Genomic DNA, 24,372 nt, shown 5'->3' with positions numbered 1-24,372 from the left:
GATGCCGGCTGCGGGGGCCGGGACACGTAGGCTGGAGCCCATGTGCGGAATCGTCGGATACGTCGGGCCACGGACCAGCGAGAAGGCCCTCGGCGTGGTCATGGAGGGGCTCGGCAGGCTCGAGTACCGCGGCTACGACTCGGCGGGGGTGGCGGTCGTCGAGGACGACGGCGTGCAGACCCGCAAGCGGGCCGGCAAGCTGGCCAACCTGCAGCAGGCACTGGCCGACGCGCCGCTGCCGCCGACGGCCACCGCGATCGGGCACACCCGGTGGGCCACCCACGGCGGACCCACCGACGCCAACGCGCACCCGCACCGCGGCGGTGCCGACGGCAAGCTCGCGCTCGTCCACAACGGGATCATCGAGAACTTCCACGCCCTCAGGAGCAGCCTGCTCGAGGACGGGGTGACCTTCACCTCCGAGACCGACACCGAGGTCGTGGCGCACCTGGTCGAGCGGGCCTTCGGCCGCACCAGCGACCTGACCGACGCGATGCGCGAGGTCGTCGGCACCCTGGAGGGCGCCTTCACCCTGCTGGCGGTGCACGCCGACCAGCCCGAGGTCGTCGTCGGCGCCCGACGCAACAGCCCGCTCGTCGTCGGCCTGGGGGAGGGGGAGAACTACCTCGGCTCCGACGTCGCCGCCTTCATCGGGCACACCCGGCAGGCCCTGGAGCTCGGGCAGGACCAGATCGTCACCATCTCCCCGGACACCTACACGGTCATCAACTTCGACGGCTCGCCCAGCGACGGCAAGACCTACGAGGTCACCTGGGACGCCGCCGCCGCCGAGAAGGGTGGCTACGACACCTTCATGGAGAAGGAGATCCACGAGCAGCCGCGCGCCGTCGCCGACACCCTGCTGGGGCGCACCGACGCCGACGGCGACCTGGTGCTGGACGAGCTGCACATCCCGGTCGAGGACCTGCGGGCCGTGACCAAGATCGTCATCGTCGCCTGCGGCACGGCCTCCTACGCCGGGATGGTCGCGAAGTACGCCATCGAGCGGTGGACCCGCATCCCTGTCGAGGTCGAGCTCGCGCACGAGTTCCGCTACCGCGACCCGGTGGTCGACGAGCGGACGCTGGTGGTGTCGATCTCGCAGTCGGGCGAGACGATGGACACCCTCATGGCCGTCCGGCACGCCAAGGAGCTCGGGGCCCGGACCGTGTCGATCTGCAACACCCACGGCTCGACCATCCCGCGGGAGTCCGACGCCGTCCTCTACACCCATGCCGGCCCTGAGATCGCGGTCGCCTCGACCAAGGCCTTCCTCGCCCAGATCACCGCCTCCTACATCCTCGGCCTCTACCTCAGCGCCCTGCGCGGGGAGTCCTACGGCCGCAGCGCCGCTGAGGTCATGGCCGAGCTGCAGGGCATCCCCGCCCACATCGAGGCGCTGCTCGGCACGATGGACCGGGTCGAGGAGATCGCCCACTTCATGGCCGACTCCCGCTCGGTGCTCTTCCTCGGTCGCCACGTCGGCTACCCCGTCGCGATGGAGGGCGCGCTCAAGCTCAAGGAGCTGGCCTACATCCACGCCGAGGGTTTCGCCGCCGGCGAGCTCAAGCACGGTCCCATCGCGCTCATCGAGCCCGGGCAGCCGGTCTTCATCGTCGTCCCCTCCCCGGACAGCGAGCACGGCCTGCACGGCAAGGTGGTCTCCAACATCCAGGAGATCCGGGCCCGGGGCGCCCGCACCCTGGTCATCGCCGAGGAGGGGGACGAGGACGTCGTGCCCTTCGCCGACGAGGTCATCCGCGTCCCGCGCACCTCGCCGCTGCTGGCGCCGCTGCTGACGGTGGTCCCGCTGCAGGTCTTCGCACTGCACCTGTCGACCGCCAAGGGCCTGGACGTCGACCAGCCGCGCAACCTCGCCAAGTCGGTCACGGTCGAGTAGGCCGGTGACGGGCGTGCCGGACCGGGCCGCGCGAGGTGCCCGGTGATCGTCGGCGTCGGGATCGACGTCGTCGACATCGCGCGGTTCGCCGCGCGCATCGAGGCCAACCCCCGCCTCGGCGAGCGGCTCTTCACGGCCGACGAGCTCGGGCTGCGGGCCGAGTCCTTGGCCGCGCGCTTCGCGGCCAAGGAGGCGCTGGCCAAGGCGCTCGGTGCCCCGGTCGGGTTGCGGTGGACCGACGCGTGGGTCGAGCGGGACGGCAGCGGCCGACCGCACCTGCGCACGCAGGGCACCGTTCGCGCCCGCGCCGACCAGCTCGGCATCACCCACCTGCACGTCTCGCTCTCGCACGACGCCGGGGTCGCCTCGGCCGTGGTCGTCGCCGAGGCCCACCCGTCCCCGCTCCCGGGAGGAGACTGACATGCTCCGGGCGTATGCCGTCCCTGACGTCCGCGCGGCCGAGGACGAGGTGCGCGCCGGGCTCGCGGACGGCGAGCTCATGCGGCGCGCCGCCCACGGCCTGGCCGAGGTGGTCGCGGCCCGCCACGGCGAGCGTGGCGGAGGGAGGGTCGTGGTCCTCGCGGGCCCGGGCGACAACGGCGGTGACGCGCTGCACGCCGCGGCGCTGCTCGTCGACGGCGCGGACCGGGACGTGCACGTGGTCGGCATCGCCGAGCGGCTGCACGCGGGCGGCCTGGCGGCGGCGCGGGCCGCGGGTCTGACCGTCCACGACGTCGCCCCCGACAGCGCTGAGCTGCCCGGGGCCGTGCAGGGGTTGCTGTCCTCGGCGGACCTCGTGGTGGACGGACTGCTCGGCATCGGTGGCCGCGCCGGCCTGCGCGGGGCGATGGTCGCCGCCGTGCGCGCGGTGCCGGACACCGCATACGTGCTGAGCGTGGATCTGCCCAGCGGCGCCGACCCGGCCGGCCTGGAGGCGCTCGGCGAGACGGTCCTCGCCGACGAGACGGTGACCTTCTCGATGCTCAAGCCGGTGCACCTGCTCCCCGCGACCGAGCCGGCCGTCGGCGTCCTGACGGTGGTGGAGATCGGTGTCCGGATGGAGGCGCCCCCCGCCGTGGAGCGCCTGGAGCACACCGACGCCGCTGACCTCTGGCCGGTGCCGGGGCCGACCGACCACAAGTACACCCGGGGGGTGGTGGGTGTCGTGGCCGGCAGCGATGCCTACCCCGGCGCGGCGGTGCTGTGCGTCACCGCAGCGCTGGAGACCGGGACCGGGATGGTGCGCTACCTGGGGCCGCGCAGGGCCGAGGACCTGGTGCTGGCGAGCTGCCCCGAGGCGGTGCCCGGACCGGGGCGGGTCCAGGCAGCGGTCGTGGGGCCGGGGATCGACCCGCAGGGATGCGAGGAGCCGGAGTGCTCCGACGGTCAGGTGCACCACATGCGCGAGGCCCTGGACGCGGACACGGCCCTGGTCGTGGACGCCGGTGGTCTGCAGACCCTGGCGTTCTGGCTACGGGGCGAGCGACGTGACGTCGAGGGTGGGTTCCGGGCCCGGGAGGCGGGGACGCTGCTCACCCCGCACGCCGGCGAGCTGGCGAGCCTGCTCGCCGCGCTGGAGGACCGGCCGGTGACCCGGGAGCAGGTGCAGGCCGACCCGGTCGGGCACGCGCGCCGCGCGGCCGTGCTGACCGGGGCCGTGGTGCTGCTCAAGGGCTCCAGCACCCTGATCGTCGACCCCGACCCGGCGGTGCCGGTCCGCACCCAGGCCGACGCGCCGCCGTGGCTCGCGACCGCGGGCGCCGGCGACGTGCTGGCCGGGATCTGCGGCGCGCTGCTCGCCGCCGGGCTGCCGCCGCGCGAGGCGGGCTCCGTCGGAGCGCTCGTGCACGGGCTGGCCGCCGGCCACGCGAACCCCGGCGGTCCGGTGCGCGCCACCTCCGTCGCCGGCGCGGTCGCCCCCGTCGTCGCCGGACTGCTGCGAGGCTAGTCCCGGACGCAGTCCGGGCAGGTGACCGACAGCGCGGTATGCCCCAGGTGGGGCAGGTAGCCCCGCTCCGCGAGGTGCCGGTGCGCCGGCTCCAGGACCTCCGCCGGAAGGTCGAGGACCGCCCCGCAGCCGCGGCAGGCGGCGTGCGCGTGCTCGAGCCCGCTCCCGGTGACCCGCGCGGAGAAGTGGTAGCGGGGCGGGGCGTGGTCGAGGTGCACGTGGGTGAGGATGCCCGCGGCGCACAGGTGCTCCAGCGCGCGGTAGGTCGTGGCCAGGTGCGTCGCCCCGCGCGCCTGGACAGCGGCGTGCACCTCGGCGACGTCCGGGTGGCCGGGCAGCGCGCCCATCGCCTCCAGCACGCGGCGGCGCGGCCCCGTCAGCCGGTCCCCGCGCTCGCGGAGCAGGTCCACGGCGGCGCGCACGTGCCCGTGCGGCGCGACCTGCGCGGGCTCGGGCGTCGGCATACCTCCAGTGTGCCTGATGCTGGCTGCGGGCCTGGTCGGCCGCGTTGCTAGGTTGAGGCCATGGATCAGCGTGTGTCCCTCGTCACCCTGGGGGTGAGCGACCTCGAGCGCGCTCGCGCCTTCTACCAGGCCCTGGGCTGGGAGCCCGGTCCCTCGCCCGACCACATCACCTTCTTCCAGGCCGGCGCCATGGTCGTCGCCCTGTGGGAGCGGGCCGCCCTCGCGGTCGACTCCGGCATCGACGTCGACTCCGACACCGAGGACACCCCCGGCAGCGGCGACTCCTGGGGCGGCAAGGTCGTCGGGGTCAACCTGCCCAGCGCCGCGGACGTCGACGAGCAGATGAAGGACGCCGAGGCCGCGGGCGCCACCGTGCTCCGGCCGGCGTCCACCCGCTTCTGGGGCGGCTACTCCGGCGTCTTCACCGACCTCGACGGCCATGTGTGGGAGATCGCCCACAACCCGTTCTGGACCGTCACCGAGGACGGTCAGACCCTCCTCGGCGACGGCCGCGGCTGACGCTTCCCGATCAGGACTGTGCGCGCGGGTGGCCCTCATAGGGCCACGACCGCACACGGTCTGACGCTTCCCGATCAGGACCGTGTGCCCCGGTGGCCCCCATAGGACCGCGACCGCGCACGGGCAGTCCCACCCCGCGGGCCACGACCGCGGCCGCCAGGGTCCCGGGCCGTCGGGCCCCTCAGGCCTGCGGCCGGTTGAGCGCGCTGCAGACCGCGTGCAGGGAGGCACGGACCGTCGAGGGGTCGATGCCGACCCCCCAGCGCACCTCGCCGTCCACCGCGCACTCCACGTAGGCCGCGGCCAGCGCGTCCTCGCCCGCCGACAGCGCGTGCTCGGCGTAGTCCAGTACGCGGATGTCGATGCCGAGGCCGTTGAGCCCGGCGACGAAGGCCGAGATGGGGCCGTTGCCGTGGCCGCTGATCGCGTGGTCCTGACCGGCCGCGGTCACCCGGGCGTCCAGCCGGACGTCGGCGTCCTCGCCCTCGACGTGGGTGCTGGTGAAGTCGTGCAGCACCACCGGGCCGTCCTGCTCGAGGTACTCGTGGGTGAAGGACTCCCAGATCTGGCCGGGCGTCATCTCCCCACCGGCGGAGTCGGTATGCCGTTGCACGGCCCGGCTGAACTCGATCTGCAGGCGGCGCGGCAGGTCCAGCTTGCGCTCGGTCTTCATGACGTAGGCCACGCCGCCCTTGCCGGACTGGCTGTTGACCCGGATGACGGCCTCGTAGGTGCGGCCGATGTCCTTGGGGTCGACCGGCAGGTAGGGGACCTCCCAGCGGAAGTCGTCCACCGCGGTGCCGGCCGCACCGGCGTCGCGCTCCATGGCCTCCAGGCCCTTCTTGATCGCGTCCTGGTGGCTGCCGGAGAAGGCGGTGAAGACGAGGTCGCCACCGTAGGGGTGACGCTCGGGGACGGGCAGCTGGTTGCAGTGCTCGACGGTGCGCCGGATCTCGTCGATGTCGGAGAAGTCGATCATCGGGTCGACACCCTGGCTGAAGAGGTTCATCCCCAGGGTCACCAGGCATACGTTGCCGGTGCGCTCGCCGTTGCCGAACAGGCAGCCCTCGATGCGGTCCGCCCCGGCCAGGTAGCCCAGCTCGGCCGCCGCGACCCCGGTGCCCCGGTCGTTGTGCGGGTGCAGCGAGAGCACGACGTGCTCGCGGTGGTCCAGGTGACGGTTCATCCACTCGATGGAGTCGGCATACACGTTGGGCGTCGCCATCTCCACGGTCGCGGGGAGGTTGATGATGACCGGGGCCTCCGCGCTCGGGACGAAGACCTCCATGACCGCGTTGCAGATCCGGGCCGCGAACTCCAGCTCGGTGCCGGTGTAGGACTCCGGCGAGTACTCGTAGAACACCTCGGTGCCCGGGGGCAGCTGCTCCTCGTACTTCTTGCAGGCCCGGGCGCCGCGCACGGCGATGTCCACGATCTCGTCCTCGGAGGCGTCGAACACCACGCGGCGCTGCAGGGTGGAGGTGGAGTTGTAGAGGTGCACGATGGCCTGCCGGGCCCCGGCGATGGCCTCGTAGGTGCGCTCGATGAGGTGCTCGCGCGCCTGGGTCAGCACCTGGATGACGACGTCGTCGGGGATGAGGTCGTCGTCGATGAGCATGCGCACGAAGTCGAAGTCGGTCTGGCTCGCGGCCGGGAAGCCGACCTCGATCTCCTTGTAGCCCATGCGGACCAGCAGCTCGAACATCCGCCGCTTGCGCTCCGGTGTCATCGGGTCGATGAGGGCTTGGTTGCCGTCCCGCAGGTCCACCGCGCACCAGCGCGGGGCCACGGTGATGGTCCGTCCCGGCCAGGTGCGGTCCGGCAGGTCGACGGCGGGGTATGCCGTGTAGCGGCCGACCGGCATCCCGCTCGGCTGCTGGGGGTTGGGGTAGCGCGTGGCGCTGGGTGAGGGGGCGGTGCTGATGCTCATCGGTGGCTCTTCTCGCTGGGGCGCTGGGTGTCCGGGACAGCGGCGACTCCGCAGCGAGGGCCGGACCTAGGAGGTCTCGCTGCGGCAGCCGAGGAGGAGCAGGTGAGTCATCGTCCCGAACTCTAGCTCATGACGATGACGCAGCGTCAACCCGCCGGCGCGCGTCGCGGCGCTCGGCGACCAGGCTCGTGAGCACGGTGAGCGCGAGGATGCCGACGATCACCAGCAGCGAGGCCAGCGTGGGGACGGTGGGCACGCCCTCCCAGACGCCGTGCGCCCAGTGCAGCACCAGCTTGACCCCGATGAAGGCGAGGATCAGCGACAGCCCGTAGCCGAGGTGGCGCAGCTGGCCCAGCGCCCCCTCGAGGACGAAGTAGAGGGCGCGCAGCCCCAGCAGGGCGAAGGCGTTGGTGACGAAGACCAGGTAGGGGTCACCGGTGATGCCGTAGACCGCCGGCACCGAGTCGACGGCGAAGACGACATCGGTCCCGAGGATGGCCAGGGCCACCAGGGCGAAGGGGGTGAGGGCCCGGCGCCCGCCCTCGCGGACCGTGAAGCGGGTGCCGCGGTAGTCGTCGGTGACGGCGAAGAAGCGTCGGGTGAGGCGCACGGCGGGCAGCTTGGCCACCTCCACGTGGCTGTCCTCGCGGGCGTCCTTGAGGACCTTCCACGCGGTCGCCAGCAGGATGAGGCCGAAGACGAGGAAGGTGATGGCGAAGTTGGCGATGAGCGCGGCGCCCAGGGCGATGAAGACACCGCGCAGCACCAGCGCGCCGATGATGCCGATGAGCAGCACCCGCTGCTGCAGCTCGCGGGGCACGGCGAAGGCGGTGAGGATGAGGATGAAGACGAAGAGGTTGTCGACCGACAACGACTTCTCGACGAGGTAGCCGGTGTAGTACTCCAGCCCGGTCTGGCTCCCGAACTGCTGCCAGACCCAGAGGCCGAAGAGCAGCGGCAGCGCCAGGTAGAAGGCCGACCACGCCAGGGCCTCCTTCATCGACACCGCGTGCGGCCGACGGGTGAGGACCATGTCGAAGGCCAGCAGCAGCACGACGCCGCCGAGCGTCAGGGCCCAGAGCATCGGGTCGGCGATGCTGGTGGACGAGGCGCTGCCGGCAGCAGCCAGGGGGAGGGGCGTCATGGAAGACCTTCCGATCACGACGGCGCGGATCGAGGTCTCTTTCACCCTGGGCGACAGGGCGCGCGCCGAGCGGGGCATGGGCCCCGCGTCATGACCGACGCGACATTCGGGAAATACTCCCCTCGAGGTGGGACCACCTTAGGAACGCCGGGGCCGGGGTGTCAACGCGACCGGCGCGTCGACGCGGCCCCCGGCGGGCGGCACCGCTGGCCCGGCGCCGGTCGGGGTCGGTCAGCCGACGGCCCGCGTGACGGTCGGCTTCCAGGACGGTCGGCCGCGTTCGAAGGCTGAGATGTCCTCCTCGTGCCCGAGGGTCAGGGAGATGTCGTCCAGGCCGTTCTCCAGCCGCCAGGCGACGTAGTCGTCGACGTCGAAGGTCGTCACCAGGTCGCCGCAGGTGACCGACCGGGCGGGCAGGTCGACGGTGACCTCGGTGCCGGGCTCGGCCTCGAGGATCTTCCAGATGAGCTCGATGTCGCCCTGGTCGAGCTGGGCGGTGAGCAGGCCCTGCTTGCCGGAGTTGCCACGGAAGATGTCCGCGAACCGGCTGGACAGCACGGCGCGGAAGCCGTACTGCTGCAGCGCCCACACCGCGTGCTCGCGGCTGGAGCCGGTGCCGAAGTCCGGGCCGGCGACGAGGACCGAGCCGCGTGCGTAGGGCTCGGTGTTGAGGACGAAGGAGGGGTCCTCGCGCCAGCGCGAGAAGAGGCCCTGGTCGAAGCCGGTGCGGGAGACCTGCTTGAGCCACTGGGCGGGGATGATCTGGTCGGTGTCGACGTCGGAGCGGCGCAGCGGCACACCGATCCCGGTATGCGTGGTGAAGGGGTCCATCAGGCGGTCACCTCCTGCGGCTCGCGGGCGGGGTCGAGGTCGGTCGGGGAGGAGAGGGTGCCGCGGACGGCGGTCGCCGCCGCCACCGCGGGCGAGACGAGGTGGGTCCGGCCACGGGCCCCCTGTCGGCCCTCGAAGTTGCGGTTGGAGGTCGAGGCGCACCGCTCCTCGGGCGCGAGCTGGTCGGGGTTCATGCCGAGGCACATCGAGCACCCGGCCAACCGCCACTCGGCCCCGGCGCCGGTGAAGACCTCGTCCAGGCCCTCCTCCTCGGCCTGCTGGCGCACGGCGTGGGAGCCGGGCACGACGAGCATCCGGACCCCGTCGGCGACCCGGCGCCCGCGCAGGACGTCGGCCGCCAGGCGCAGGTCCTCGATGCGCCCGTTGGTGCAGGAGCCGAGGAAGACGGCGTCGACGGCGATCTGGCGCATCGGGGTCCCGGGGTCCAGGCCCATGTAGTCCAGGGCGCGGCGGGCGGTGTCCTGGGCGTCCTCGTCGCCGGCCAGCGCCGGGTCGGGCACGGCCTCGCCGAGCTGCACGGACTGGCCGGGGTTGGTCCCCCACGTGACGTAGGGGGTGAGGGAGGCGGCGTCGATGACGACCTCCGCGTCGAACACGGCGTCGTCGTCGGTGCGCAGGTCCCGCCACGCGGCCACGGCGGCGTCCCACTCAGCGCCCGACGGGGCGTGCGGCCGTCCCCGCAGGTAGTCGAAGGTCGTCTCGTCCGGGGCCACCATGCCGGCCCGGGCCCCCGCCTCGATGGACATGTTGCAGATGGTCATCCGGCCCTCCATCGAGAGCGACTCGATGGCCGACCCGCGGTACTCCAGGACGTAGCCCTGGCCACCCCCGGTGCCGATCCGGTGGATGACCGCCAGGATGACGTCCTTGGCGCCGACGCCCTCGGGGAGCTGTCCCTCGACGGTGATGGCCATGGTGCGGAACGGCCGCAGCGGCAGGGTCTGGGTGGCCAGCACGTGCTCGACCTCGGAGGTGCCGATCCCGAAGGCCAGCGCGCCGAAGGCGCCGTGGGTCGAGGTGTGGCTGTCGCCGCAGACGATGGTCATCCCGGGCTGGGTGAGCCCCAGCTCGGGCCCGATGACGTGGACGATGCCCTGCCCCCTCTGCCCCCGCTCGTGGTGGACGATCCCGAACTCCGCGCAGTTGGTCCGCAGGGCCTCTAGCTGGGTGCGGGAGGTGAGGTCGGTGACCGGGCCCAGCGTGGTCGGCACGTTGTGGTCCTCGGTCGCCAGCGTGAGGTCGGGGCGGCGGACCGGGCGGCCCTTCTCCCGGAGGCCGTCGAAGGCCTGCGGGCTGGTCACCTCGTGGACCAGGTGCAGGTCGATGTAGAGCAGGTCGGGCTCGCCGTCGGCGGAGCGCACGACGTGCTGGGCCCAGAGCTTCTCGGCCATCGTCAGCCCGGATGACGCGGACATGGGTCGACCCTTCCGTTTCGCTGGTGGGGGCGGTGCGAGACAATGACGCCACTGTAAGCCCATCCCTTGACGTGACGTCACGGAGGTCCGACGACTCATGCGCTCCCACTCCATCGCAGTCCTGCCCGGCGACGGGGTCGGCCCCGAGGTGACCGCCGCGGCCCTGGAGGTCCTCGACGCGGCGCAGGAGGCCTTCGGGTTCACCACCGAACGCACCGACGTCCCGCTCGGCGCCGAGCACTACGTGCGGACGGGTGAGCTGCTCACGCCGGAGATGGTCGAGCGGCTGCGGTCCCACGACGCCATCCTCTTCGGGGCCATCGGCAGCCCCCAGGCCCCCCCGGGGATCCTCGAGCGCGGGATCATCCTCGCGCTGCGCGGCGCGATGCAGCAGGCGGTCAACCTGCGCCCGGTCCGGCTCTACCCCGGGGTGCCGACGCCGGTCGCCGGGCTCACGCCGCAGCGGTGCGACCTCGTGGTCGTCCGGGAGAACACCGAGGGCTCCTACGTCGCCCAGGGAAGCGCGGTGCACCGCGGGACCGCGGCGTGGACGGCCGTGCAGGAGTCGGTCAACACCTGGTATGCCGTGGAGCGGGCGGTCGACTTCGCCTTCCGCCTGGCCTCGGTCCGTCGGGGCCGGCTGACGCTGTGCCACAAGACCAACGTCCTGGTGGAGGCCGGTGCCCTGTGGTCGGCGGTCGTCGAGGAGGTCGGGCGGCGCTACCCGGACGTCGAGACCGACTACGTCCACGTGGACGCCATGTGCATGTATCTCCCGGTCAGCCCGGAGCGCTTCGACGTGGTCGTCACGGACAACCTCTTCGGGGACATCGTCACCGACCTCGGGGCGGTCCTGCAGGGAGGCCTGGGGGTGGCCGCCAGCGGCAACCTGCACCTCGGGGGCCAGGCTCCGAGCATGTTCGAGCCCGTGCACGGCTCGGCCCCCGACATCGCCGGGCGCGGCTGGGCCAACCCGGCCGGTGCCTGCCTCTCGCTCGCCATGATGCTGGGCCACCTGGGCGAGGGGGAGGCCGCCGCCGCCGTCGAGGGGGCGACGGCGCAGGTGCTCGCCGACCTGCCGGCCCTGGCCGGTGCGGGGATGGGGGCTAGCACCGGCGAGCTGGGTGGGCGGATCGCGGCCGCCGTGGCGCAGCGCTCCGCCCCCGTCGTGGAGGACAGCCTGATGAGCCAGCTCGCCCAGGTGATGTCCGCGTGAGCGACGCGGGCGCCTCCCCGTGGCCGGCGCAGGTCACGGTCGACCTGGACGCCATCGCGCACAACGTGGGCGTCCTGCGTGGGCACGCCGGGTCCGCGGGCGTGATGGCGGTGGTCAAGGCGGATGCCTACGGGCACGGTCTGGTGCCGAGCGCCCGTGCGGCGCTCGCCGGAGGGGCAGCGGCACTGGGGGTCGCCCAGCCGGCCGAGGCGCTGGCCCTGCGGCAGGCAGGGGTGGCGGCGCCGCTGCTGTGCTGGTTGCTGACGCCCTCGGTGGACACGGACGCGCTGCTGGCGGTCGACGTCCAGGTGGCGGCCTCGGCCCCCTGGGCCCTGGACCTGCTCGCGGCGGCGGCCCGTCGGGCGGGCCGGACCGCGCAGGTGCAGCTCAAGGTCGACACCGGTCTCTCCCGGGGCGGGGCCTTCGCCCTCCCGGTCGGCCCCGGTGACCCCCGCACCGACTTCCAGGCGCTCGTCCGGCACGCGGCAGCCCTGAGCGCCGAGGGGGTGGTCCGAGTGGTGGGGGTCTTCTCCCACTTCGCCTACGCCGACGCGCCGGAGCACCCCACCGTCCGCGCGCAGCAGGAGGCCTTCGCCGACGCCGTGCGACTCGCCGAGCGGGCCGGGCTGGACCTCGAGGTCCGTCACCTGAGCAACTCGGCCGCCACCCTGACCACGCCGGCCGCGGCCTGGGACATGGTCCGCCCCGGACTGGCGGTCTACGGCCTGTCACCGGTCCCCGAGCTCGCCTCCGCGGCCGACCTGGGGCTGCGTCCCGCCATGAGCGTCAGCGCACGGGTGGCGGTGGTCAAGCGGATCCCCGCGGGGCAGGGCGTGTCCTACGGCCACACCTACGCCCCGGAGCAGGCGACCACGGTGGTCGACGTGCCCATCGGGTATGCCGACGGGGTGCCCCGGCACGCCTCCGGGACCGGGCCGGTGCAGGTGGCCGGGCGACGCTTCCGGGTCTCCGGGCGCGTCTGCATGGACCAGTTCGTCGTCGACGTCGGCGACGTCCCGGTGGCGGCCGGCGACGAGGTGCACCTCCTCGGCGGGGACGTCGACGGGGCACCGACGGCGCAGGAGTGGGCGGACGCGGCCGGCACGATCAGCTACGAGATCGTCAGCAGGTTCGGGCCCCGCCTGCCGCGCCGCCACGTCGGGGAGGCCGGACGATGAGCGAGCACGTCGAGCTGCCCGCGGCCGAGGACACCCGTGCGCTCGGCCGCCGCCTGGGCGCCCTCCTGCGGGCCGGCGACCTCGTCGTCCTCACCGGTGATCTCGGCGCCGGGAAGACCACCCTGACCCAGGGTCTGGGGGAGGGTCTGGGGGTCAGGGGCCCGGTGACCTCACCGACCTTCGTCATCGCCCGCGTGCACCCCTCCACGACCGGTGGACCGGACCTGGTGCACGTCGACGCCTACCGGCTCGCCGACGGGGCCGAGCTCGACGACCTCGACCTCGACGCCTCCCTGGAGGAGTCGGTCACCGTCGTCGAGTGGGGCGAGGGGCTCGCCGAGGTGCTGACCCAGGACCGGCTGGAGGTGCTCCTGCAGCGCTCCGGCAGCGAGGCGCTGCAGGACCAGTCGCGCCGGGCGGTCCTGCGGGGCCGTGGACCCCGATGGGCCGGCGGCGTCCTGGAGAGGGAGGGCCCGTGACCGCGGCCCCCATCCCGACCGTCCTCGTGGTCTGCACCGGCAACGTCTGCCGCTCGCCCCTGCTCGAGCGGCTGCTCCAGCGGGAGGTCGACGTGGCCCACGGGCCGGGCGCCGTGGCGGTCCGCTCGGCCGGCACCCGGGCGCTGGTGGGCTCGGCCATGGACGAACGGTCCGCGCAGCTGCTCCGGCGGCTGGGGGGCGACCCCGAGGGCTTCGCGGCGCGGTCCCTGACCGACCAGGTCGTGGCCGGCGCGGACCTGGTCCTCACGGCGACGCCAGAGCACCGCTCGGACGTGGTGCGGCTCGACCCGCGGGCGCTGCGGCGGACCTTCACCGTCCACGAGTTCGCCGCCCTGGCGGACGCCGTCCCCGCCGAGGCGCGGCCGCGGTGGGGCGACCCGGTGGAGGCGTTGGCCGGGCTCGCCCACTCGGCCCGGGCACAGCGAGGGACGGTGGGGCGGACCTCCTCCGCCGGTCTCGTGGACCCCTACCGCCGGTCCGACGAGGTGTATGCCGCCCTCGAGCAGCAGGTCCGCGAGGTCCTCCCCGCGCTGGCCCGGGCGCTCGGTCAGGGCTGAGCGGCCCGCCGCAGCAACCGCGGTGGTTTCAGCGGGCGTCGCCGGGGCAGGCGCAGCAGGGCCACCGCGACGAGCGCGTCGGGGGGGAGGTGACCCAGCTGGCGGGAATCCGTGCCGGTGCCGTCGGAGCTGATCCAGAGCGCGCCGTCCGGGCGCACCGAGGTGAGGCGCTTGACCGCGACCGGGCGGGGTGTGCCGCGCTCGTCGGCCGGCAGCGCGACGACGACGACCGCGCCGACGCGGGGCCGCCCCCCGTGCAGGACGACGAGGGTGTCCCCGGCCTCGAGGGTGGGCGACATCGAGCTGCCGGAGACGCGGGCCAGACCGAGCCGGCGCACGTCGTTCCGGTGGGAGGGCACGGGCGCTAACCTAGGGCACGACGGGGGGTCGGCGCGGACGCCAGGGCGGACCCGGGGGACCAGAAGGTGTCGGGAGGGCGAACATCGGGGGCGTTGCGGGGTAGACGTACCGACGGTTCAGTGCTTAACTGAGAAGTAGGTAAAGATTTGGTAAGGAGATTTGCTCTGGGGAGAGCATTCTTCGCGCAGGGACAGGACGGAAATCTCCCGTGACCGTGATCACAGGCACAGCAACAGGGACAGCTTTCAGGGACTCGCACGACACCGCGGTCTCCCGCGTGTTCGAGGCGAGACCCTTCGTCATCCCGGACGCCCTCAGGCACTCCGAGAGCCTGCCCAACGGCGGCCGCAAGGCCCCGCACCGGGCGCGCCGCTACCTCAGCGGCTACCTCACCACCCTCAAGGTCCTCGACCTGGTGCTGGTGACGTCCGCGGTGCTGGTGGCCTACGTCACCCGCTTCGGCCTCGACGAGCAGTCGGTGGGCGGGCTCAGCATCGGCTACGGCTACGTCGCCCTGGGTCTGGTCGTCGCCTGGGTGTTGTCGTTGAACATTCAACGCGCCTACGACGGGCGGACCGTCGGGCACGGGGTGCAGGAGTACCGCCAGGTGTTCCAGGGGTCCACATGGGTGTTCGCCGTGCTGGCGATCCTCGGGTTCGCCTTCCAGATCGAGTTCGCGCGGGGCTTCGTCCTGCTCGCCTACCCGCTCGGCACGCTGCTGCTGCTGACCGGTCGCTGGGGCGCGCGGCGCTGGCTCGTCGCCCGCCGCAAGAAGGGCGACCTCTCCGACCGGGTCATCCTGGTCGGTGACGCGGACCACGTGGCCGGGCTGGTCGGCGCGCTGGGGCGGGCGCCGGACGCCGGCTACCACGTGCTCGGCGCCTGCGTCGACGACGCCAGCGGCGAGGTGGCCGGCGTGCCGGTCCTGGGGCCGGAGTCCGACGTGCTGCTCAAGGCGTTCGAGCACCACGTCGACGTCGTCGCGGTCTCCTCCTCCGCGGGTCTGGGCACCACCGGTCTGCGGCAGCTCGGCTGGGCCCTGGAGGCCACCGACATCGACCTCGTGGTCGCACCCGGCATCATGGACGTCGCCGGCCCGCGGGTTCTCACGCGCCCGGTGCAGGGGCTGCCGCTGATCCACGTCGAGGCTCCTCGCTTCGTGGGCCCCGAGCGGGTGCTCAAGAACGTCATGGACCGGCTCGCCGCGCTGGCGGTCACCCTGCTCCTCGGCCCGGTCATGCTCGCCGTGGCGCTGGCCGTCAAGCTCGAGGACCGCGGCCCGGTGCTGTTCCGGCAGGAGCGGGTGGGCCAGGACGGCCGCGGCTTCTCGATGTTCAAGTTCCGCAGCATGGTGCTGGACGCGGAGGACCGGTTGGCCGACCTGACCGCCGCCAACGAGGGTGCGGGGCCGCTGTTCAAGATGCAGCACGACCCGAGGGTGACCAAGGTGGGTGCCTTCATCCGCCGCTACTCCCTCGACGAGCTGCCGCAGCTGCTGAACGTGCTGCGCGGCGAGATGAGCCTCGTCGGTCCGCGGCCGCCGCTGCCCCGCGAGGTGGCGGAGTATGCCGAGGACACGCACCGCCGACTGCTGGTCCGGCCGGGCATGACGGGCCTGTGGCAGATCAGCGGACGCAGCGACCTGTCCTGGGACGAGGCCGTCCGCCTCGACCTCTACTACGTCGAGAACTGGAACCCCATCCTGGACCTCATGATCATGTGGCGCACGGCGCGCGTGGTGGTGAGCACGGACAGCGGAGCCTACTGACGGATGCTCGGCTAGGGTTCCGGGGTGACCTCGCGCATCGCCTACCTCGGCCCGGCCGGCACCTTCACCGAGCAGGCTGTGCGGCAGTGGGACACCCGCCAGGAGCACGAGGCGACCCCGGTGCCGACCGTGGCCGAGGCCCTGCAGCGGCTGGTGGCTGGGGAGGCCCACGCCGCCGTGGTCCCCTTCGAGAACTCGGTCGAGGGGTCGGTCCCTGCGACCCTGCAGGCCCTGCTCGACCAGGAGCGGGTGCGCATCGTCGAGGAGGTCCTCGTCGAGGTGCAGTTCGACCTGCTGGCCCGCCCCGGGACGAGCCAGGACCAGGTGCGGGTCGTGGCCACGCACCCCCACGCGGCCGCCCAGACCCGGGCCTGGACGGCGCGGCACCTGCCGCAGGCGCAGCTCGTGCCGGAGTCGTCCACGGCCCGGGCCGCGCAGGCGGTGGCGGAGGGGACCTATGACGCGGCCATCGCCTCCGCCGAGGCGGCCCGGTCCTACGGCCTGGACCGGCTGGCCGAGCGCATCGCCGACCGGGCCGGCGCGCTCACCCGTTTCGTCGTGCTGCGGCACGCCGCCCCGGCGGGCGCGCCCACGGGCGCCGACCGCACGACCCTGGTGGCCCTCATCTGGCAGAACCGTCCCGGGGCCCTGCTGGAGCTGCTCGAGCAGTTCGCCGTGCGGGGCATCGACCTCACCCGGCTGGAGTCCCGCCCGACCGGGGAGGGACTGGGGGAGTACTGCTTCTGGATCGACGCCGACGGTCACGTCTCCGAGCCGCGGATGGGCGAGGCGCTGCTGGGGCTGCGCCGGACCTGCCGGGACGTGCGCTTCCTGGGGTCCTACCCCCGGGCCGACGGCCAGGCCCGGCCGGTCCCCGTCCATGCCGACGAGCAGGCCTACGACGAGGCGCGCTCGTGGCTCGAGGGGCTCTGACCCCCCGCCCACCCGCCGGAGCGGGAGGGCCGCCCGAGGGCCGGCAGCCTCGTGGCGCTCAGCCGTCCAGCTGCAGCCAGGTGGCCCAGCCCCCGTTGAGGACCAACCAGGCCATCAGCCCGTACCCCGCCTGACCGGGGTGGACGGTGTCGCCGGCGGCGAGGTCGGACTGCCACTGGTCGTGACCGAGCAACGGGGTGAAGCAGTCGACGAAGGGCACTCCCCGCCGCGAGCACACGTCGGCCAGCGCATCGGCGAGCGTCTGGAGCCGCGCATTGACCTCCGCGTCCAGGGTGGGGGTGGGGCCGACGAGGAAGGTCGCGATGCCCGTCGAGCTCGCCTCGTCGAGCACGTTGGCCAGGTTGAGCCGCGAGCGTGCGGTGGTGATCCCCTGGTCGACGTCCTCGGCGCCGACGCCGATGACGAGACGCCGCTCACCGCGACCCTGCCACCGGGCGGGGCACTCGCCCCTCCACCGGTTCATCACGTCGGCCGAGCTGGCGCCCCGGACCCCGAGGTTGTAGCTGGTGATGTCGGTGTCCGTCCCCCCGCGATCGGTCCGGCCCACCACGCGGTTGACCCAACCCAGGGCCTTGGGATCGCCATACCCGGCGACGAAACCGTCACCGACGAAGCACAGACCGATGTCCCGGGGCCCGTCGGCCACCTGGAAGTCGGCGCTGGGGGCGTACTCCAGCTCGACGCGTCCGCCGTGGTCGCCCGCGCTCACCGCTCACCCTCCGCGTCGAGGCTGACCATGCGGTGCCAGGACTGCGTGACGTAGCGGGTCTCCCAGCCCAACGAGCGGTAGAGCCCGTCGGCGCCGGTGGGGGAGTCCGCGTCCACCTCCAGACCGACCGAGGAGCGGCCCCGGGCCGCCGCGTCCGCGACGACGGTCCGCAGGAGACCCTTGGCGACCCCGCGGCCGCGCGCCCGGCGGTGCACCCCGATGTAGTCGATGTAGGAGCTGTCCGGCGACGCCGTGCCGTCCGCACCGATGCTGCCGCGGCTGATGGAGGCGACGACCGCTCCCGCGGGCTCACCGTCCACCGTGGCCAGCCACCAGTGGTCCCAGCGGTGGCCCGGGTCCTCGCGCAGCCGCGACACGAACTCCTCGAAGGTCTCGCGGTAGGAGTTGAAGTGGTCGGCGAAGGACTCCTCCAGGACGAGGTGCACGGCCCGCAGGTCGTCCTCGTCGGGCATCCCCACCCCGTCGTCCTGACGCACCCGGAAGATCTCCACGCCCTCTCGCAGCTCGGGGGTCTCGTCGTCCGCGGCCGGGTCGACCGGACGGGTCATCTGCCACCAGTCCCGGACGTGCTCGTACCCGGCCGCCCGCAACCACCGCTGCTGGCGCTCATCGTCGGCGAAGGCCCCGGAGTCCAGCTGGGTGCGCTGCATACCGCGCTCCTCCAGCAGCTCCCGCCCCAACTCCTGGACGCGGTCGAAGGCCCAGTCCGCCAGCGGGTCCGCGTGCTCGTCCGGCAGGTCGGGGTCGATCGTGACCCCCACCAGCACCCGCCCGGCGGCCCGGTCGTGCAGGCTGAGCCAGGCGCGGGCGGTCCCGTCGGCGTCCCGCACCATCTCGTGACGGTGGGTGCTGGCGCCCCGACCGCTCACCTCGGCACGGACCGAGTCGCTCTGCGCCCCGGGCCACCCTCGGGCCTCGTGCTCGTGCCGGCGCAGCAGCCGGACCAGGTCGTCCAGGTCCGCCTCGGTCGGGCTCGCCGCCGACATGCCCTCCGGGAGGGGTGCCGGGGCGTGCGTCGCCGTGCTCATGCGCGCCGGGAGAAGGCCGCGTCGTGCAGGGCAGCCTGCTCGACGGCGTGGACCTTGGCCGACCCGGTCGCCGGCGAGGCGGAGGCCGGGCGGCTGACCACCCGCAGCGGGCGCTCCTCGCCGTGCTGGCGCAGCGCGTCCGGCAGGTTGAGGGCCATGAACGGCCAGGCTCCCTGGTTCTTCGGCTCGTTCTGCACCCAGACGAGCTCCGCGTCGGGGTACTGCTCGGTGAGCGCCGCCAGCTGCTTGCCGGGGACGGGATAGAGCTGCTCGACCCGCAGGATCGCGGTCCGCTCGTCCTCCCGCTTGGTGCGCTCGTCCTCCAGGTCGTAGACCAGCTTGCTCGAGGCGATGAGCACCCGGTCCACGGCGCCCCGGTCGAGGTCCACCCGGTCCGGCAGCACCGGCTCGAAGGTGCCGTCGGTGAAGTCCTCGACCGCGCTCGCCGCCGCCTTGAGGCGGAGCATGGCCTTCGGGGTGAAGACCACGAGGGGGCGACGGGGCCGCGCGACGGCGTGCGAGCGCAGCAGGTGGAAGTAGGACGCCGGGGTGGAGGGGTAGGCCACCCTCATGTTGTCCTCGGCGCACTGCTGCAGGAAGCGCTCGATGCGGGCGGAGGAGTGGTCCGGTCCCTGCCCCTCGTAGCCGTGCGGCAGCAGCAGCACCACCGAGCTGCGCTGGTCCCACTTCTGCTCCGAGGAGCTGATGAACTCGTCGACGACCGTCTGCGCGCCGTTGACGAAGTCGCCGAACTGCGCCTCCCAGAGCACGAGCGTGTCGGTCTTCTCCACCGAGTAGCCGTACTCGAAGCCCATGGCCGCGAACTCGGACAGGAGGGAGTCGTAGACCTCGAAGGGAGCCTGGTCGTCGGTGAGGTGGTCCAGCGGAGTCCAGGTGGAGGCGGTGTCCTTGTCGGTCAGCACGGCGTGCCGCTGCACGAAGGTGCCGCGCCGGCTGTCCTGGCCGACGAGCCGGACCGGAGTGCCCTCCGTGACCAGCGACCCGAAGGCGATCAGCTCGGCCATGGCCCAGTCGATCCCGCCCTCGCGGGCCATCTGCCGTCGGGAGGACAGCAGCTTGGCGAGCTTGGTGTGGACGGTGAACTCCTCCGGCGGGGTGGCGAGGGCGTCCCCGATGTCCCGGAGGGCCTGGTCGGAGATCGCGGTGGGCCGCGGCCGGGCCGCCGCGTCACCCTCCTCCTGGGCGTGCGGGCGCTCGAGCCCGCCGCCGCCGTCGTCGCTCTCGCCCTTGAGCGCCTTCTTGGTCTCGGTGAAGACGTTCTCGAGCTGACGCTGGTAGTCGCGCAGCGCCGCCTCGGCGTCCTCGACCGAGATGTCCCCGCGGCCGATGAGCGACTCGGTGTAGAGCTTGCGGACCGAGCGCTTGGCCTCGATGAGGTCGTACATGAGCGGCTGCGTCATCGAGGGGTCGTCGCCCTCGTTGTGGCCGCGGCGCCGGTAGCACACCAGGTCGATGACGACGTCCTTGCCGAACTTCTGCCGGAACTCGTAGGCGAGCTCGGCGACCCGGACCACGGCCTCGGGGTCGTCCCCGTTGACGTGGAAGATCGGTGCCTGCACGGTCCGCGCCAGGTCGGTGCAGTAGACCGAGGAGCGTGAGTGCTGCGGGGCGGTGGTGAACCCCACCTGGTTGTTGATGACGATGTGCAGCGTCCCGCCGGTGCGGTAGGCCGGCAGCTCGGACATCTGCATCGTCTCCAGCACCACCCCCTGGCCGGCGAAGGCCGCGTCGCCGTGCATGAGCACCGGCATCACCGTGCTGAGGTCGGCGTCGGTCTCGCGGACCAGACGGTCCTGCTTGGCCCGGGTGATGCCCTCCAGAACCGGGTTCACCGCCTCCAGGTGCGAGGGGTTGGCCGCGAGGTAGACACGGGTGGTCTTGCCGTCCTCCGTGGTGAACTCCCCCTCGGTGCCGAGGTGGTACTTCACGTCGCCGGACCCCTGGACCGAGCCGGCCGCCTGCTTGCCCTCGAACTCGCGGAAGATCTGGCCGTAGGACTTGCCCGCGAGGTTGGCGAGGACGTTGAGCCGGCCGCGGTGCGGCATACCGATCGTCACCTCGGTGAGGCCGTCGTCCGCCGCGCGGTTGAGCACCTTGTCCAGCAGGGCGATGACCGACTCGCCGCCCTCCAGGCTGAACCTCTTCTGCCCGACGAACTTGGTCTGCAGGAAGGTCTCGAAGGCCTCCGCCGCGTTGAGCCGGCGCAGGATCCGCAGCTGCTCCGCGGGGGCCGGCTTCTCGAAGGGCACCTCGAGCTTCTTCTGGAACCACTCGCGCTGGTCGGGGTCCTGGATGTGCATGTACTCGATGCCGACCGTGCGGCAGTACGTGTCGCGCAGGATCCCCAGGATGCGGCGCAGACTGAGCCGTGGCTTGCCGCCGAAACCTCCGGTGGGGACCTCGCGGTCGAGGTCCCACAGCGTGAGGCCGTGGTTCTCGATGGCGAGGTCGGGGTGCCGACGCTGGCGGTACTCCAGCGGGTCGGTGTCGGCCATGAGGTGCCCGCGGACCCGGTAGGCGTGGATGAGCTCCTGGATCCGGCTCGGCTTGGAGATGTCGTCGTCGTGGGTGGCCGCGATGTCCGGGTGCCAGCGGATCGGCTCGTAGGGGATCCGCAGCGAGGTGAAGATGTCGTCGTAGAAGCCCTCCTGCCCCAGCAGCAGCTGGTGCATGATCTTGAGGAACTCCCCCGACTGGGCACCCTGGATGATGCGGTGGTCGTAGGTGGAGGTCAGCGTGAGGATCTTGCTCACCCCGTTGGCCAGGATGCGCTCGGTGGCGGCCCCCTGCCACTCGGCCGGGTAGTCCAGCGAGCCGACGCCGACGATCGTGCCCTGACCCTTCATGAGCCGGGGCACCGAGTGCAGGGTGCCGATCCCGCCGGGGTTGGTGAGGGTGATGGTCGTGCCCTGGAAGTCCTCGAGGGTGAGCTTGCCGTCGCGGGCCTTGCGCACCACCTTCTCGTAGGCGCTCCAGAACTCGTAGAAACTCATCTCCTCGGCGCTCTTGATGCTGGGCACGAGGAGCTGGCGGGTGCCGTCGGACTTGGGCACGTCGATGGCCAGACCCAGGTTGATGTGGGCCGGCTCGACGAGGTTCGGCTTGCCGTTCTCCTCCGCGAAACCGTTGTTCATGGCCGGCATCGCGCGCAGCGCCCGGACCATGGCGTAGCCGATGATGTGGGTGAAGCTCACCTTGCCGCCGCGGCTGCGGGCCAGGTGGTTGTTGATCACCGTCCGGTTGTCGATGAGCAGCTTCGCCGGCAGGTTGCGGGCGCTCGTCGCGGTCGGCACCTCCAGCGAGGTGTCCATGTTGGACACCACCCGGGCCGCCGCGCCGCGCAGCGGGGTGAGGGTGACGTCCTCCTGGGGGCCGGTCTTCTTGGGGGCGGGTGCCTCGCGGGACATCGGTGCCTTCGTGCTCGTGCTCTGCTCGGTGCTGCCGGCCTCGGCCGGCGGGGTGGACGCCGGGGCGTCCGACTGCTGCGCTCCGGCGGTGGGGCTGCCCCCGCCGCTCTTCGTGGCGGTGCTGCCGCCGGTGCTGCCCTCGGTGCTCGTGCCGGTGCCGCTCTTGGCCGTGCTGCCGCTGCCGCCCCGGTCCGCGGACTCGCGAGGTGGTGCCGGGGCCACCTTCGGTCCGGAGGAGGGGGCCGGGCGGGTCCGGGTGGACCCGCGTGCGGGGCTCGAGCCGTTGCTGCTCGCCCGGTCCTGCGCCCCGGACGCGCCGTCCCCCGAGCGGTCTGCCGACCCCGAGCCGTTGCCGCTGGTGCCCCCGCCACCCTTCTCGAAGTATCGTCGCCAGGAAGGGTCGACCGACCCCGGATCCTGGTCGAACTGCTCACGCATCTCCTCCACGAGCCACTCGTTGGCTCCGAAGTCGGTGGTGGTGTCGCTGCTCGGCGGGTTGGCCACGGGGTTAGCGCCTCATCTCACGTCCGGGGACGACCAGCATGCGTCCGCTGCATGTGCGCCGCCCAGCCTATCCCCCTGCCCCTCCGGCCGCAGGGGCAGGGGCGCGAGGTCAGGCGACGTCGCGCCGGGAGGTGAGCAGCCAACCCAGGGCGGCCATGAACGCGGCATACCCGAGGAGCACCAGGGTGCCCCAGCCCCACGACAGGGCGTCCTGCGCACCGCCCAGCGACTGGGCCATGCCCGGGTCGACCCCGGCGAAGAGGTCGAGGGCGCTCATGCTCGCCTGGCTGGGGAAGAACTTGGAGGCGTCCGCCAGCTGCTCCACGAAGGTGAGGCCGAGGCCGAGCAGGGGCTCGACGAGGAGGGTGACGCCGACGCCCACGAAGAGGGCCACCACCTGGTTGGTGATGAGCACCCCCAGCCCGAAGCCCATGAGGCCCCAGAGCACCAGCACGAGGATCATCCGAGCGAAGGTGGCGAGCAGCCCGGCCGGGTCCGGGAAGAGGCTCGCGTCGCCGAGCGCCAGGGTCAGACCGCCGCCCACGACGCTGCCGAGGGTGAAGGCCACGGAGTTGACGGCGACGATCACGGCGACCGAGGCGAGCTTGGCGGCGATGAGCTGGCCACGGCGGGGAGCGGCGAGCAGGGTGGCGGTGATCGTCTTGTGCCGGAACTCGCCGCTCATCGACAGGATGCCGAGCACGAGCGCGAGGAGGTAGCCGATCTGCACGCCACCCGTGTAGACCAGCCGGGCCACGACGTCCTCCCCGAACGCCTCGGCCGGCACGATCATCGAGCCGTCCGGACCGGGGAACTCCCCGATGACGGCGAGGAAGAGCCCTTGGAGGGCGGCGAAGAGGCCTCCCAGCACGGCCATGGCCAGCGGCATCGACCAGGAGAGGCGGGTGGTGAAGTACTTGCGCAGCTCGGCGCGCACGAGCGAGATCATCAGGCGGCCTCCGTCCCGGTGGCGAGGTTGCGGTTGCGGTGCTCGGGCGACTCGGTGAGCTCGAGGAAGAGGCGCTCCAGGTCCGTACGGAGCGGGCGCAGCTCGTGCACCGGGTGACCGGCGGCGTGCGCGGCCTCCCCGATGCAGGCGCCGTCGGCACCCGTCACCCGCAGGCCACCGTCCTCGGGCTGCACGTCGAGCCCGGCCTCCTGCAGCACCCGGGCCAGCCCGGCCGGGTCGGCGACGCGGACCAGCACGGCCGGCTCGCCGCGCAGCTCGTCGATGGTCCCCTGGCGGGCCATCCGCCCGTTGGCGATGATGACGACGTCCTCGACGGTCTGCTCCACCTCGCCGAGCAGGTGCGAGCTGACCAGCACGGTCTTGCCCTGCTCCTGCGCGAGGTGACGCATGAAGCCGCGCATCCAGCGGATCCCCTCGGGGTCCAGGCCGTTGGCGGGCTCGTCGAGCAGCAGCACGTCCGGGTCGCCGAGCAGCGCGGCCGCGAGGCCCAGGCGCTGACGCATCCCCATCGAGTAGCCCCCCGCCTTCTTGCGGGCGGCGGCGGGGATGCCCACCAGCTCGAGCAGCTCGTCGACCCGGCGGTCGGGGATCCCGTGGCTCGCCGCGAGCACCCGCAGGTGGTTGCGGCCGCTGCGTCCGGGGTGGAAGCCGGTCGCCTCCAGGGCCGCCCCGACGGTGCCCATGGGCGCGGGCAGGTCGGCATACCTCCGTCCGCCGATGAGCGCCTCCCCGGAGGTGGGGCGCACCAGGCCGAGCAGCATGCGCAGGGTGGTCGTCTTGCCGGCGCCGTTGGGACCGAGGAAACCGGTCACCCGGGCGGGCGCGACCTCGAAGCTGAGGTCGTCGACGGCGGTGAAGGAGCCGAAGGTCTTGGTGAGGCCGCGGACGCTGATGCCGGTCCCCAACGGCGACGGCGCAGGTGGTGTCGTCATGGGCGTCAGTCAACCAGCCGACGTCGGCCCGGACATCCACCGGTGGAGGGATCCGTGCGGACCCCGGCTCATCCT

The 24,372-nt window shown here is 72.9% G+C and carries 21 protein-coding genes; 10 read left to right on the top strand and 11 right to left on the bottom strand.

Annotated features, from left to right (window positions below):
- Nucleotides 1–40: 40 nt before the first annotated feature.
- From glmS to Q0795_RS09560, 3 genes are read left to right on the top strand one after another with little or no spacing between them, the layout of a single operon-like run.
- Entirely contained in the window at nucleotides 41–1,900 is a 1,860-nt protein-coding gene (glmS, locus tag Q0795_RS09570; RefSeq protein WP_298889159.1) for a glutamine--fructose-6-phosphate transaminase (isomerizing), read from the top strand.
- A 42-nt stretch (nucleotides 1,901–1,942) separates the two neighbouring features.
- Nucleotides 1,943–2,320 carry a holo-ACP synthase gene (locus Q0795_RS09565; protein ID WP_298889157.1) on the top strand — a complete coding sequence of 126 codons (378 nt, stop codon included), beginning with the start codon at nucleotides 1,943–1,945 and terminating at the stop codon, nucleotides 2,318–2,320.
- 1 nt (nucleotide 2,321) lies between these two features.
- Nucleotides 2,322–3,848, top strand: coding sequence for a bifunctional ADP-dependent NAD(P)H-hydrate dehydratase/NAD(P)H-hydrate epimerase (locus Q0795_RS09560; protein ID WP_298889156.1), 1,527 nt, complete (start codon nucleotides 2,322–2,324; stop codon nucleotides 3,846–3,848).
- On the opposite strand, the gene Q0795_RS09555 is transcribed toward Q0795_RS09560, so the two are convergent.
- On the bottom strand, nucleotides 3,845–4,312 hold the full coding sequence (locus Q0795_RS09555; protein ID WP_298889155.1) for a transcriptional repressor: 468 nt from the start codon (nucleotides 4,310–4,312) through the stop codon (nucleotides 3,845–3,847). The genes Q0795_RS09560 and Q0795_RS09555 overlap by 4 nt on opposite strands.
- 60 nt (nucleotides 4,313–4,372) lie before the next feature.
- On the opposite strand from Q0795_RS09555, the gene Q0795_RS09550 reads away from it, so the two are divergent.
- Entirely contained in the window at nucleotides 4,373–4,831 is a 459-nt protein-coding gene (locus tag Q0795_RS09550; RefSeq protein ID WP_298889153.1) for a VOC family protein, read from the top strand.
- Nucleotides 4,832–5,012: 181 nt separating this feature from the next.
- On the opposite strand, the gene leuA is transcribed toward Q0795_RS09550, so the two are convergent.
- The 4 genes from leuA to leuC all read right to left on the bottom strand — a co-directional run bounded on the left by leuA (nucleotide 5,013) and on the right by leuC (nucleotide 10,172).
- Nucleotides 5,013–6,761, bottom strand: a complete 1,749-nt coding sequence (leuA, locus tag Q0795_RS09545) for a 2-isopropylmalate synthase (protein WP_298889151.1) — start codon at nucleotides 6,759–6,761, stop codon at nucleotides 5,013–5,015.
- A 127-nt stretch (nucleotides 6,762–6,888) separates the two neighbouring features.
- The gene (locus Q0795_RS09540; RefSeq protein ID WP_298889149.1) at nucleotides 6,889–7,905 is read right to left on the bottom strand and encodes a TerC/Alx family metal homeostasis membrane protein; all 1,017 of its coding nucleotides are present in this window, start codon (nucleotides 7,903–7,905) and stop codon (nucleotides 6,889–6,891) included.
- A 231-nt stretch (nucleotides 7,906–8,136) separates the two neighbouring features.
- A complete protein-coding gene (gene leuD, locus Q0795_RS09535; protein ID WP_298889146.1) occupies nucleotides 8,137–8,736 on the bottom strand; it encodes a 3-isopropylmalate dehydratase small subunit in 600 nt (199 codons plus the stop codon).
- On the bottom strand, nucleotides 8,736–10,172 hold the full coding sequence (gene leuC / locus Q0795_RS09530) for a 3-isopropylmalate dehydratase large subunit (RefSeq protein ID WP_298889145.1): 1,437 nt from the start codon (nucleotides 10,170–10,172) through the stop codon (nucleotides 8,736–8,738). The genes leuD and leuC overlap by 1 nt, the downstream gene beginning before the upstream one ends.
- 97 nt (nucleotides 10,173–10,269) lie before the next feature.
- Between leuC and Q0795_RS09525 the strand changes: the two genes are divergently transcribed.
- From Q0795_RS09525 to Q0795_RS09510, 4 genes are read left to right on the top strand one after another with little or no spacing between them, the layout of a single operon-like run.
- Entirely contained in the window at nucleotides 10,270–11,388 is a 1,119-nt protein-coding gene (locus Q0795_RS09525; RefSeq protein WP_298889143.1) for a 3-isopropylmalate dehydrogenase, read from the top strand.
- Nucleotides 11,385–12,566: an alanine racemase gene (gene alr / locus Q0795_RS09520; RefSeq protein ID WP_298889141.1), complete on the top strand. Its 1,182-nt coding sequence runs from the start codon at nucleotides 11,385–11,387 to the stop codon at nucleotides 12,564–12,566. Before Q0795_RS09525 ends, alr begins: the two co-directional genes overlap by 4 nt.
- Nucleotides 12,563–13,045 carry a tRNA (adenosine(37)-N6)-threonylcarbamoyltransferase complex ATPase subunit type 1 TsaE gene (gene tsaE, locus Q0795_RS09515; RefSeq protein WP_298889139.1) on the top strand — a complete coding sequence of 161 codons (483 nt, stop codon included), beginning with the start codon at nucleotides 12,563–12,565 and terminating at the stop codon, nucleotides 13,043–13,045. Before alr ends, tsaE begins: the two co-directional genes overlap by 4 nt.
- Nucleotides 13,042–13,623, top strand: a complete 582-nt coding sequence (locus Q0795_RS09510; RefSeq protein ID WP_298889137.1) for a low molecular weight phosphatase family protein — start codon at nucleotides 13,042–13,044, stop codon at nucleotides 13,621–13,623. Before tsaE ends, Q0795_RS09510 begins: the two co-directional genes overlap by 4 nt.
- Here the strand turns inward: Q0795_RS09510 and Q0795_RS09505 are convergent.
- Nucleotides 13,614–13,982 (bottom strand): S26 family signal peptidase, encoded by a 369-nt coding sequence (locus Q0795_RS09505; RefSeq protein ID WP_298889135.1) that lies wholly within the window; start codon nucleotides 13,980–13,982, stop codon nucleotides 13,614–13,616. The genes Q0795_RS09510 and Q0795_RS09505 overlap by 10 nt on opposite strands.
- 278 nt (nucleotides 13,983–14,260) lie before the next feature.
- Between Q0795_RS09505 and Q0795_RS09500 the strand changes: the two genes are divergently transcribed.
- Both Q0795_RS09500 and pheA read left to right on the top strand, forming a co-directional pair.
- Nucleotides 14,261–15,751, top strand: a complete 1,491-nt coding sequence (locus Q0795_RS09500; protein WP_298889133.1) for a sugar transferase — start codon at nucleotides 14,261–14,263, stop codon at nucleotides 15,749–15,751.
- A gap of 24 nt (nucleotides 15,752–15,775) precedes the next feature.
- Entirely contained in the window at nucleotides 15,776–16,684 is a 909-nt protein-coding gene (gene pheA, locus Q0795_RS09495; RefSeq protein WP_298889131.1) for a prephenate dehydratase, read from the top strand.
- Between the two features lie 58 nt (nucleotides 16,685–16,742).
- On the opposite strand, the gene Q0795_RS09490 is transcribed toward pheA, so the two are convergent.
- The 5 genes from Q0795_RS09490 to Q0795_RS09470 all read right to left on the bottom strand — a co-directional run bounded on the left by Q0795_RS09490 (nucleotide 16,743) and on the right by Q0795_RS09470 (nucleotide 24,297).
- Nucleotides 16,743–17,414: a GDSL-type esterase/lipase family protein gene (locus Q0795_RS09490; protein ID WP_298889129.1), complete on the bottom strand. Its 672-nt coding sequence runs from the start codon at nucleotides 17,412–17,414 to the stop codon at nucleotides 16,743–16,745.
- A complete protein-coding gene (locus Q0795_RS09485; RefSeq protein ID WP_298889127.1) occupies nucleotides 17,411–18,463 on the bottom strand; it encodes an N-acetyltransferase in 1,053 nt (350 codons plus the stop codon). Before Q0795_RS09485 ends, Q0795_RS09490 begins: the two co-directional genes overlap by 4 nt.
- A complete protein-coding gene (locus Q0795_RS09480; protein ID WP_298889125.1) occupies nucleotides 18,460–22,395 on the bottom strand; it encodes a multifunctional oxoglutarate decarboxylase/oxoglutarate dehydrogenase thiamine pyrophosphate-binding subunit/dihydrolipoyllysine-residue succinyltransferase subunit in 3,936 nt (1,311 codons plus the stop codon). The genes Q0795_RS09485 and Q0795_RS09480 overlap by 4 nt, the downstream gene beginning before the upstream one ends.
- 109 nt (nucleotides 22,396–22,504) lie before the next feature.
- The gene (locus Q0795_RS09475) at nucleotides 22,505–23,344 is read right to left on the bottom strand and encodes an ABC transporter permease (RefSeq protein WP_298889123.1); all 840 of its coding nucleotides are present in this window, start codon (nucleotides 23,342–23,344) and stop codon (nucleotides 22,505–22,507) included.
- Nucleotides 23,344–24,297, bottom strand: coding sequence for an ABC transporter ATP-binding protein (locus Q0795_RS09470; RefSeq protein WP_298889121.1), 954 nt, complete (start codon nucleotides 24,295–24,297; stop codon nucleotides 23,344–23,346). The genes Q0795_RS09475 and Q0795_RS09470 overlap by 1 nt, the downstream gene beginning before the upstream one ends.
- Nucleotides 24,298–24,372: the final 75 nt, after the last annotated feature.

The sequence above is a fragment of the uncultured Serinicoccus sp. genome, from assembly GCF_947487915.1.
Classification (GTDB): Bacteria; Actinomycetota; Actinomycetes; order Actinomycetales; family Dermatophilaceae; genus Ornithinicoccus.
This window is presented reverse-complemented; position numbering and strand designations above follow the sequence as displayed.